At 43.0% G+C, this 11,063-nt stretch carries 8 protein-coding genes; 2 read left to right on the top strand and 6 right to left on the bottom strand.

Annotated features, from left to right (window positions below; genetic code table 11):
* Positions 1 to 202: 202 nt before the first annotated feature.
* Entirely contained in the window at positions 203 to 1,843 is a 1,641-nt protein-coding gene (locus tag G603_RS0115955) for a diguanylate cyclase (RefSeq protein ID WP_026670846.1), read from the bottom strand.
* Positions 1,840 to 2,517, bottom strand: a complete 678-nt coding sequence (locus G603_RS0115950; RefSeq protein ID WP_026670845.1) for a hypothetical protein — start codon at positions 2,515 to 2,517, stop codon at positions 1,840 to 1,842. Before G603_RS0115950 ends, G603_RS0115955 begins: the two co-directional genes overlap by 4 nt.
* 160 nt (positions 2,518 to 2,677) lie before the next feature.
* Between G603_RS0115950 and G603_RS0115945 the strand changes: the two genes are divergently transcribed.
* A complete protein-coding gene (locus G603_RS0115945) occupies positions 2,678 to 3,400 on the top strand; it encodes a LytR/AlgR family response regulator transcription factor (RefSeq protein WP_026524861.1) in 723 nt (240 codons plus the stop codon).
* Position 3,401: 1 nt separating this feature from the next.
* On the opposite strand, the gene G603_RS23075 is transcribed toward G603_RS0115945, so the two are convergent.
* Genes G603_RS23075 through G603_RS20755 form a run of 4 tightly spaced genes read right to left on the bottom strand, consistent with a single transcriptional unit; the run spans position 3,402 to position 9,524 of the window.
* Positions 3,402 to 5,885: an HD domain-containing phosphohydrolase gene (locus tag G603_RS23075; RefSeq protein ID WP_051207986.1), complete on the bottom strand. Its 2,484-nt coding sequence runs from the start codon at positions 5,883 to 5,885 to the stop codon at positions 3,402 to 3,404.
* 16 nt (positions 5,886 to 5,901) lie between these two features.
* Positions 5,902 to 6,273, bottom strand: a complete 372-nt coding sequence (locus G603_RS0115935; protein WP_026670844.1) for a response regulator — start codon at positions 6,271 to 6,273, stop codon at positions 5,902 to 5,904.
* Entirely contained in the window at positions 6,266 to 8,092 is a 1,827-nt protein-coding gene (locus G603_RS0115930; RefSeq protein ID WP_026670843.1) for a response regulator, read from the bottom strand. Before G603_RS0115930 ends, G603_RS0115935 begins: the two co-directional genes overlap by 8 nt.
* A gap of 1 nt (position 8,093) precedes the next feature.
* Positions 8,094 to 9,524: an ATP-binding response regulator gene (locus tag G603_RS20755; RefSeq protein WP_051207984.1), complete on the bottom strand. Its 1,431-nt coding sequence runs from the start codon at positions 9,522 to 9,524 to the stop codon at positions 8,094 to 8,096.
* 164 nt (positions 9,525 to 9,688) lie between these two features.
* Here G603_RS20755 and G603_RS0115920 point away from each other — a divergent pair, with 164 nt between their 5' ends.
* The gene (locus G603_RS0115920) at positions 9,689 to 10,777 is read left to right on the top strand and encodes a glycosyltransferase family 4 protein (RefSeq protein ID WP_026670842.1); all 1,089 of its coding nucleotides are present in this window, start codon (positions 9,689 to 9,691) and stop codon (positions 10,775 to 10,777) included.
* Positions 10,778 to 11,063 lie beyond the last annotated feature (286 nt).

Below are 11,063 nucleotides of genomic sequence, written 5' to 3'. Positions count from 1 at the left end.
TTTATTCAAAACTCGTACTTGACAATACCATTTTTCCGTATCTCGTTTCCATAAAAACCTGCTAACAAATGTCAATAGCGAAACGGCATATTTTTAAGTGTTTCCAATTTCACCATTTTTAAGCATCACAAAAAGAACCCATCAAACAAATTTTTTCATTTATTTGATAGGCTCTATTATTTATTACTTTATATAGAAGATATCAGGATATTTCCGCCAGCTTCATCTTCTGTTTTGCCACGTACATTCTGGCATCTGCCCGCTTGAATACAGCCTCTGCATTCTGATCGGTACCTGGCTCATATTTAACCATGCCTTTTGCAATATTTATCTTTTCCCATTCGTTCTTGGTACGTTTATTATGTTTCTCTGCTTCAACATCAAAATCGCGCATCAGCTTGTAGCAATTCTCATAATCATCACCCTGAAGAATAACGACAAACTCATCTCCACCTACTCTGAATACAGGACTTCCCTTGAAAATCCTACAGGTAAGCTTGCAGGCATTTTTCAGATAGATGTTGCCTTTCTCATGCCCATAGGTATCATTTATCTTCTTCAGATTATTGGCATCCATTACTACAATGCCATACTCCTTATCGCCCTCCATCTCATCAAGCTTGGCTACAGCTTCATCATAGGCTGTCTTATTTTTTACACCTGTAAGTGAATCATGAAAAGCCAGAGAATTGAGGTCATCTATATGATGCTTTAGATGATGCACCATTTTTTCGAGGACATGGGTAAGTGCTCCTACCTCATCCTTGGTCTCTTTAGGGAAGGTAACTTCAAGCTCGCCTTCATTGATCTTCTTGGCAACCTCAGCAAGCTCCTTAAGGGGCTCAGTAATTCTTCTTGAAACCATAAGAGTTACGAAGAAGAAAATGAAAAGTACTAATATAGTAGAAATGATAACCTGTCTTACAAGCTTGTTGCTGACAGCATTTATCTCTTTGGTGGGCGCTGTGATCATAAGCCTCATTCCGTTGGCCAAAGTCGTATATGCCATCTGCTTCTGAACATTATGGAAATAGTAGGTCATAAGTTCTTCGCCGTTACTCTCTGCATCAAAGGTCAGGCCTTCGCTGACATCCATCTCGCTCATGAGCGTGCCTTTTTCATAGTTGGGATTATAGTACGCCGTCCCCTTATCGTCTGCCAGGCTGCCGTATCCCGTCTCATAGCACTTAACGTTCTTAACATCCTCTACAATCCCAGAGAAGTCAATATCCACGCCGGCTTCGCCTATCAGGATATCCCCATAATAAAGAGGGATAATATGTGAAATAATCTCTCTGTCAGAAACCGGATCATAAAAAGGATCTATCCATGTGGGCTCTCCTGTTTCAAGAGGCTCATACCACCACGCTATTGAATCTTTATCTCCCTTTTCAATAGCAGCTATCATTATGGGCTCTTCGGGAGAAAAAGTCCTTGTATCTTCATCAAACACATAATACAGACCGCCTTCGGATTCAATGATGGCCGGGTTGTAAACAACATAATATGCAATTGTACCGGAAACATTAGCCGCGACATTTGCAAAGATATTTCCAAGCTGTACAGTGTAACTGTCTCTGTAGTCCGCATCACTTGCCAGCTTTTCTACGGAAAAAAGGCGCTCCTCAGCGTAATCAGCAAGAATACTTACCGCTTCTTCAGCGTCGTAAAGTGTCCTGTTGATTGCTGTCGCTTCCTTTGCACAGGTCAGATTCAGAATTTGAGCAGAATCGTACTCACCCACCTGTATCAGATTAAAAACCGCCGACGTGCCTACAACAATAGCGACAATCACTATCGCCACCGTAGTAAGCAGCATTATTTTTTGCTGAATAGATTTCATTTTGCCCTCATTTTGCTACTATCTGTTATGAATAATCCAAAAACTATGAGCATTATAAGAAAAAGAATCCCATAGATAAAAATTTCTACAGAGGTATCCGGCGTGTTACCTTTAATTGCGGTATTTCCTGCGCCATCTGCAAGAGGTGTCCCCTCATCCTCGATAACCACTTCCTGACTACTATCTGTATTAACAGCTATCTCCTTACCCGTAGCCCTGTCGCGCCTTGCGCCAAGGACGTTCTCCTTGGTGTAGCTGACTCTGAGAGTCCCGGGTCTTGTCACTACATTTACAAACTGATCCGTAACATTAAGGCCGTTTGGATCATATATTATATAGTCAGTAACAATATTGTTATCTTCTGTATTATCTTCAGGATATGTAACGCTTCCCTCAGCAACTGCTTTATATGTATAACCCTCAGGCAACCCCTGAGCGGTTACGTCTATCTGTTCTCTTAGCGGCGTACCATCATACAATTTCTCTGCACTTGGAGCTGTAAAGATTATTCTCTCAGTATGCTTCTCCATGGCCCGTACATGAAGCGTATGATTCATACTTTGCCCGAAGAACGCAAAAACTACACATGCCGTGATAGCCATGCGAACAAGCGTAGTAATTACGTTCTTCAAACTATTATTTTCCATCTCCCCATCACCTAATATAAAAAACATATTAACTGCTCTTATATTATAATCTGCCAAGATGATAGATTGTTTACGGAAAATGAACAGTTTTGTTCAAAACTCGTACTTGACAATTCAGATTTTTGTGCTCTTGCCCAAATTTTCCGCATGAAATATAATATATTTAATAAAGGAGCGATACTTTCTTATGAGCGAATCTAACACATTAAAAATAGCGGTCTGCGACGATGAACAGGCTCAGCGCAGACAACTTCAGTTTTTGGTCGACAAAATTCTTCCAGGTTCTCAGGTCGACCTTTTTGAATCAGGAGAAGCATTCATTAATGCATTTCGTCCCGGAATATATGATCTTATTTTCATGGATATATTGATGCCCGGAATGGGCGGAGTTGATGCTACTACCAAGATTAGAGCCATCGACGCTTCAGTTCCCATCGCATTTGCTACCTCCAGTCGCGACTATGCAATGGAGGGATATAAAAACAGAGTCATCCGATATCTTATGAAGCCCTTTGATCCCACGGAGGTATCAGAGGTTTTGACCCTTGCCCAGCAGATGAAGGGCGGACAGGGAGGTGTCACTGTGCGTATTAATGGCAAGGACATGACCTTTTCCTATGAAAAGATATGTTATGTGGAGCAGAATACCCACACTATTTTCATGCATATGGCCAACGGAGCAGTACTTCAGTTCACCGGCAAGCTTGACGATATCGAAGCACAGACTCCGGATGACACTTTCATGCGGACTCACAAGAGCTTTCTTGTAAACATTGCTCATGTAAAGAGCGTGGATAAGGATCTGCAAATGTTTGTCATGAAGGACGGCGATACTGTTCACATTCGCCGCGAGAGTATGCGCGAAGCTGCAAGACTTCTGGCAGATTATGCCATGAATTCCTTAAGCTAAATCACATACTTTCATTAATCATCTGAATAAGAATATCCACAAGAGCCGGATCGAACTGAACTCCCTTGTTTCGCTCCAGCTCTTTTATTATGCGGGTAGGCGGCATAACAGGTGCATAGGGACGCTCGCTGGTCATGGCATCATAGGCATCTGCTATTCCGATTATGCGGGCTTCAACGGGTATCTCATCTCCCACAAGTCCGTCGGGATAGCCTGTTCCGTCATATCTCTCGTGATGCCATCTGGCACCTGTAGCAAGGCCGGGAAGCTCTGATACGTTTCTTAGAATCTCGTAGCCGATTACAGGGTGCTGCCTTACTATCTCAGACTCATCCTCTGTGAGACTGTCAGGCTTTCTTAAGATTTTCTCGGGGATAATAAGTTTTCCTATATCATGCACAAGGGCCATGGAATAAATATCCTTAAGCTCCTCATCGCTTTTACCAAAACGCCTTGCGATCTCAGTTGCGTATTTGGCAACTCGCATGGAACGTCCATTGCCGCTTACTTCCCTTGCATCCACAGTATTTGCCAGGGCGAGAAGTATCTGGAGCGACAGGTTTTTCTGCTCTGCCTGGTCTCTTGCAGATAGTGCAATCTCAGGAATTGCAGAATCCTGCGGCAGTGCGGGAGCAGAACTCTGGTTTTTGTACTCATCAAGGCCGTTTCTAAGCTTTTCTGAAAGCTCATCAAAATGGATCTTAAGCTGTCCGTGATCTGAATCAACAGCCTCAGTCCTTCCTTCTTTTATGGCATTTTCAAGAGCAAGAGCTTCATCAGCCAGGGCATTGGCACCGATGGTTCTGGCAGTACTCTTAAGGGCATGAACGGAGATCAGGTAATTATCATAATCCTTTTCATTGCAGAATCCTTCAAGTTCATCACCTTTACCGCTATCTACGAACATCTCAAGCTGTGAGAGATAGAATTCCTCATCATCCATGCAGTAATTAAGTCCCGCCTTGGTATCAAGATCAGTGAATATCTCAGCAAGGCTCCTCTTTTTAGCAGGCGGTGCTGCCGTTTCGAGCTCTCCCTTTTTCTCCTTATAAAAAAGATGCTCAAGAGATACTCTCTGCTCGATCAGCTCAAGTGGCATGATATCTGCAAGAAGCTCATAGAGCGTGTTAGCAACAACAGGCTTTGTAAGGTATGCATCAAAACCAAGTTCCTTAAAGCGCTCCTCATCTCCGCGAAGGCCGCCTGCTGTCAGCATTACAACAGGAGATCCGGGGCACAGCCTCTCTTCACGCATGATACTGAGGCTCTCAACGCCGTCCATAATAGGCATCATGTAGTCCATTATGATGAGGTCATAGTTCTTTTTCCTAAGCTTCATCAGAGCCTTTTGGCCGTCAGCTGCCGTATCTGTGATAACTTCTGTCTTTTTAAGGATTCTTATAAGAAGGTCCACATTCATGGCATTATCATCCACCACAAGAACAGAAGCTTTAGGCATAATGGGCACCAGAACCTCGTCCGTATCATTATCGATAAGGGATGTGTACTCAAAAAGGCTCTTAATATCAACTTCCTCATCACCGCTCTGGGATATGAGACTTAAGAGGTTATTGAAAAATGCCAGCAGATTCTCTCCTGCGCTCTTTATCTTGGACGCATACTCGGAGGTTAGATTTTCTTTGGTATTTTCCAGGATGAAATTGTTAAAGCCAAGGATTGAATTGATGGGCGTTCTTATCTCATGGGACATCTGAGAGAGGAACTCACTTTTTACATCATTGGCTTCTTCTGCTCTTCTCCTTGCTTCGAGAGCTTCTTTCTCTGCTTTTTCAAGCTTATCGATGGTCTTTTCAAGTCTGTGAAAATCGGGAGTCTCCAATGTAAAAAACAGCATCAGCAGCGCCAGCGATGCCGCAAAAAAGGCAAGTGATGCTGATTTAAAGACGAAAATCTGAGCCATGTATACCGTTACAAGCACAACTGTGGAAATCGCCATACTTACAAGCTGCAGCATGGTATAGCTTGATTTGTTAACGGCCACAAACCCCGATGCCAGAATCAGATAGTACAGCGGAATAATGGCAGATGCCACATAGAAAAACATCCCATGAACATAGCCGCCTTCCACGGTATATGAAAAGACGTATCCTGTAAGAACATTTTGAAGAACCAGGAATACCTGCACAACAAATATGGCGAGATTTATCTTGTTAAAAGCAAGCTTTCTCGGATCAACATTTACACAGGCTATAACGTATTCCACATAGGATGCAGACGCCAGCGTGGATGATAATATATTCAGCGAGTGCAGCAGATAATGCGAAAAAACGGACAGCTGCGATCCCATTCCGATGGCTATGCAGGTCAGGGCATCAATAATAGTCGCGATTGTGAGATATGCCGCGAGTTTTCTGAACGCTTTGGTTGATTTCGATGAGTCCGTATAAATGAGATTAACAAATGCACATATTACAAGGTCAAAAAATACTGCAGCAATCTCATATCTTGGATCTATTATCATCATTTTCTTCCCCCGAAATTCATAATGAATACAATGATATGGCAGCTTTTAGCATATAAAAGTCCACAGGTTTTTCGAGATAATTGGCAAAGCCTGTTTTTTCAAGATATTCCTCCCCTGCAAAATCAGAGGGGTTTCCCATGGCAATGGCAGGTGTTTTGGCATTTAAATCATCCAGCTCTCTTATGGCAGCCAGAAGTCCAAAGGCATCGCCGTCCGGCATACATTCATCAATGAGAATGAGGCCAAACTTCTCCTGACTACAGAGCTTTATTGCCTCTTCATGGCTTTTTGCATATTCAAATGTTACGTCATCGATTTTTCCTGCAAAGCCCTTTAAATACATGGTCTCAACAACGGAATCATCCACTGCTAGGATTTTTTTACTCAACGCTCTCACCTATCATACGGATCTGATCTGCAAGTAGATTTTTCTCTGCAACAAAGGATCCGATTCTTTCTCTCATAAGTTCGAATTCACTCTTTTTAAGAAGGACTTCTAGCCTGTCCGCTTTTTTCACAAGACTCTCTGCTCCAAGGAAAACAGCACAGTCTCGCTGCTCTCTGATAAGAGCCCTGCATACCGTGTAGTCGCCTTTTCTGATGGCTGCGGAAAGGTCACCCGACACATCGTTTTCAGCAAATGCCGTAAGGAGCTGTCTGTATAAAACTATGTCGTGAAGCAGATGATTTCTTGCATCCGCAACTCTGACAGTGGGAAGTTTTTCCTGCAGTGCTTCCCATTCGCTTATATCAGCTTCTTCGTCCCATCCGCTTTCAGGCATGGGAAGGAATCTCTTCAAAAGGTCCCTTATATTGCTCTCTGTGAAGGGCTTTGTAAGATAAGCAGCAAAGCCTTTCTTTAAATATTTCTCCTCTTCACCCGTTATGGCATTGGCTGTCAGCATGATTACTGGTGTATTCTCGCAAAGCTTTTCATCCCGAAGCTGTGAAAGAGCAGTTACGCCGTCCATTACAGGCATCAGATGATCCATGAAAATGAGATCGTAGTGAAATTTTCTTACCTGAAGGATAGCCTGCTTGCCGTTAGATGCAGTATCAACGGTAAAGCCCATGGGTCTCAGCATTCTGACCATCAGATCCACGTTCATCTCCGCATCGTCAACAACCAGAATCCTTATTCTGGATGCACCGCTTACAACCTTGTGGGATGAGGAACCCGTATCATCCAAAAATGACTGTTCATCAGTGCTCTCTATCAGCTCTGCCATGGAAGGAAGTCTTCTTGGAGATGGACTCTCATTTTCCTCTGATACGAAATTAAGGACGTTTTCAAAAAACACAAGAAGTCTCTTAGCAGATATTTTTACTCTCTGAGTGTACTCTCTGGTGCTGTCCTCACCGGTATCCGCCAGTATCAGGTTACTGTATCCCATTATGGCGTTAACAGGAGTTCTTATTTCGTTGGACATCTGCGCCAGAAATCTACTTTTTGCACGGCTTGCTTCTGTTGCTCGTATACCGGAGGCTTCAAGCTCTCTCTTGGAAATGGACAATTCTTCCATGGTCCTCATAAGTTTAGAATAATCAGGGGTCTCCAAGGTCAGGAACATGGTAAACAGCGCTGCGGATCCTGCGAAGAAAGTAACCAACAGGTACTGATCCACCAGCATCTGGATTACATACAGCGCAAGAGTGAATGCGAAGGTAAATATCAGCGACAATTTCATACCAAAGGAGTATTTTTCACTGTGACTTAGAATATAAATGCCGCCAAATACAATGAAGTACAGCGGATAAATATACACAACAATATTGAAAAACGCCCCGGGCACAAAATGTCTTGCAGCATCGTAGCTATAAACTGTGCCCGTAAAAAGATTCTGTATCAGAAGTACAAAATAGATAAGAAATGCCGTTCTGTTGATAACCGCGCCTCCGGTATTTCTCCACTCAAAGCCGGAATAAGCAGTTACATATTTTACAAACTGATATGATGCCCAGGTTGCCAAAACATAGTTCAGAGTGTTTACTACATACATAATGGCAGGATGAATTACGCCGTCATAGCCAATGCAAATTCCGGCGATAACATCCATTGTCGTTCCCAAAAGCACCAGAATTGAGAAAGCGCGGAACTCCCTGTTTATCTTGGTGTTGTCTCTATATTTGTACCAGAAAAACCCGCATAGGATCACGTCAAAGGGTATTGCTGATAACTCCAGAAAAATGTTATATTTCGTTGCCAATTTATTCTCCCGCTCCCAGTTCCTTGTTCTGTCTGCGTCTAAGTATCTCGGCAGCTTTCTCAACTCTTGAGTCTGCCTCTCTTGCTGACTTATTTCTGCTTGAATTATCGATGGTTTTTACCTTGTCTGCAGGAAGGTACTTTAATAGAACCTCCTCCAGTTCCTTATATAAAACGGGCTTTAGCAGATAGTCGGCAAAACCGCGCTTATCCTGCATCTCCTGAAGTGTTCCACCGGAAAGTGCGATACAGGGCGTGTTCCTGTTTATTCCGGCATGCTCGCCGCTTCTGTCATCACCCTTCTTATCCTTCTTCCATCTGTTTATCCTTTTGCTTTTACTATCAGAATCCTTACCCCTTATAAGCCTTACCATCTCTTCGCCGTTCATCCCGGGCATTCTAAGATCTATGAAAATAATGTCATATTTTCTCTTATATGCAAGCTCAAGTCCTGTGGTAGCGCTAAGTGCTGAATCCACCTGCATTCTGGTATCTTTTAAAAGTTCCTCCATAACAGAGAGGTTCAGATCCGCATCATCCACCACCAGTATCTTCACATTTGGCGCAAGAAACTTAGTGTTGTATTTTTCCTTACTTACAATATTCTCGGCATAGAGCTGCTCGAAATCACCGATGGGGCTCATTTTCATAACTTCCTGCTTAATTGCAAAATGGAAATTACTGCCCTCGCCGTATACACTTTCAAGCTCAAGCTTAGAGCCCATAAGTCCGAGGATTTCCTTTACGATGGAAATACCAAGGCCTGTGCCCTCAACATATTTATTTTTCTCCTCCTCTATTCTCTCAAAGGGATTATAGAGTCTGCCCATATCCTCATTTCTGATACCAATACCCGTATCTCTTACAGATATTTTCAAAAGCATCTGGCTGTTGCCGCGCTCACTGTTTTCATCAAGCATCTCATAGTCAACAGAAAAAGTAATCTCGCCTTCCTCCGTGTACTTAACAGCGTTGGTCAAAAGATTCATGATGCACTGCTTAAGTCTGTCACAGTCGCCGTAGAGGAATCTGGGTGTCTGCTCATTTACATAGTTTTTAAGTTCAAGGCCTTTGGATGCCGCCCTTGGGCGGATCATCTCAGCCAGCTCTTCTATTACAGCACCAAGGTCGTACTCTGCGGGAAAAAGGCGCATTTTCCCTGCTTGTATTCTGGAATAATCAAGGGAATCATTTATTATGGACAAAAGAGTGTTGGCAGCAGATCTGATACTGCTGGCATACTGTCTGAGGGCAGGATCGTTGTACTCACGAAGGATCAGCTCATCATAACCCATAATGGCATTGATGGGCGTTCTGATCTCATGCGCAACGCTGGCAAAATACTCCATCTTGCGTTCCGCTTCAAGCTCAGCATTTTCCTTTTCCTTGCGGAGCTGTTCATAATCCCGCATCCATTTCAGATTAAGTTTCATACCCTCACTCCATTTAGCAACTTTTAGAATTTATATATTCCATTTTACGCTAATTTCCCCTATAAAATCTACTATTTGATAAGTCCCCGGCAGAAATCATTTTTTTACAAAAACTCCTTATAATGATAAGATTAGCCTATCATTTATGACAGTGAGGTCTATTTGTGGCTACTTCTAATAACAGAAAAAAAATTTGCATGATAGTGCAGGAGCGCACGGTAAAGGGCGGAATCGCCGCAGTTATCGAAAATTACTACGGAAGCCGTCTTGAAGATGATTTTGATATAACCTACGTGGAATCTTACTGTGACGGCTCCAAGTGGAAAAAACTCTCTAAGGCACTGGGTGCCTACAGGGAATTTAGATGCGTACTAAGGACAAACAGACCGGATGCTGTTCATGTACATTCATCCTTTGGACCAAGCTTTTTTAGAAAAATGCCCATCATCATAATGGCCCACAACAGGAAAATTCCAATTATCAACCACATCCACGGCTCAGCTCTTGATGAGCTTTACACCAATGCAGGGAGCTTTAAGAAATGCCTTGTTCGCAAAATCTATGGCTACTGTACAAAAATAGTTGTGCTGTCTGAGGAATGGAAAGAAAAGCTGTCGGTGATTGTGCCTGCTGAGAGGATTACTGTCGTTTCCAATTATTGCAAGATTTATCCCGAGATGGCAGCTGATACTTCTCTGTCTGAGCGTTTTAACAAGCGTCAGATCCTGTATCTTGGACGTTTCGATAATCTAAAGGGTGTTGTGGATATTCCTGCCATCGCGGATATAGTAAAAAAGAAATTTGATGATGTTCGTTTTGTTCTTGGCGGAACAGGTGAGACAGAGCCTGTTATAGCCGAGATTGAAAGACTTGGGCTTCAGGATACGGTGATCTTGCCTGGATGGATTACAGGAGATGAAAAAGAAAAGCTCCTTCGCGAAAGTGCTATTTTCCTTCTGCCCTCCCACATGGAGGCTATGCCCATGTCAATACTTGAAGCCATGGGATATGCTCTTCCCATTGTGTCCACAGAGGTTGGCGGTATCCCCCAGGTTGTGGCAAAGGATGTAAACGGCAAGCTCTATGCGCCTCAGGATGCATCAGGCATGGCGCAGGGCATTATGGATTATCTATCAAGTTATGAGGCTTATGTCTTTGCCGCAAAGAAGAGTCTTGAGATTGCTACAGAAAAATATAGCTTTGATGCACATATTGATAAGCTTGAGAAGATATATGATGAGGTTACGGGATAAAAAACTTCCGGGTCTTTTTAAGGATCCGGAAGTTTTGTTATGTTGTGAAATGAATGCCTCTGATATTCGGTTGTTGACGTGCGCCTCTATTTTGAGGAAATTTGCGATTTTCTCTGCTTGAATCGTTGATATTCTCAGGTCTTTTCCTGCTTCACGCCTCTATTTTGGCCTTTTTTCCGATTTTATCTGCTTGAATCGTTGATATTCTCAGCCCTTTTCCTGCTCCACGCCTCTATTTTGAGCTTTTTCCCGATTTCCTCTGCTTGAGCAGCTTCAATTCTCTTAT

The sequence above is a fragment of the Butyrivibrio sp. AE3006 genome (genome assembly GCF_000424165.1).
Taxonomy (GTDB): Bacteria; Bacillota; Clostridia; order Lachnospirales; family Lachnospiraceae; genus Butyrivibrio.
This window is presented reverse-complemented; position numbering and strand designations above follow the sequence as displayed.

Excerpts from the sequence above, each read along its gene's own strand:
- G603_RS20755 (WP_051207984.1), bottom strand. The coding sequence starts at position 9,524 with ATGAAACTTAATCTGAAATGGATGCGGGATTATGAACAGCTCCGCAAG.
- G603_RS23075 (WP_051207986.1), bottom strand. The coding sequence starts at position 5,885 with ATGATGATAATAGATCCAAGATATGAGATTGCTGCAGTATTTTTTGAC.
- G603_RS0115955 (WP_026670846.1), bottom strand. The coding sequence starts at position 1,843 with ATGAAATCTATTCAGCAAAAAATAATGCTGCTTACTACGGTGGCGATA.
- G603_RS0115950 (WP_026670845.1), bottom strand. The coding sequence starts at position 2,517 with ATGTTTTTTATATTAGGTGATGGGGAGATGGAAAATAATAGTTTGAAG.
- G603_RS0115945 (WP_026524861.1), top strand. The coding sequence starts at position 2,678 with ATGAGCGAATCTAACACATTAAAAATAGCGGTCTGCGACGATGAACAG.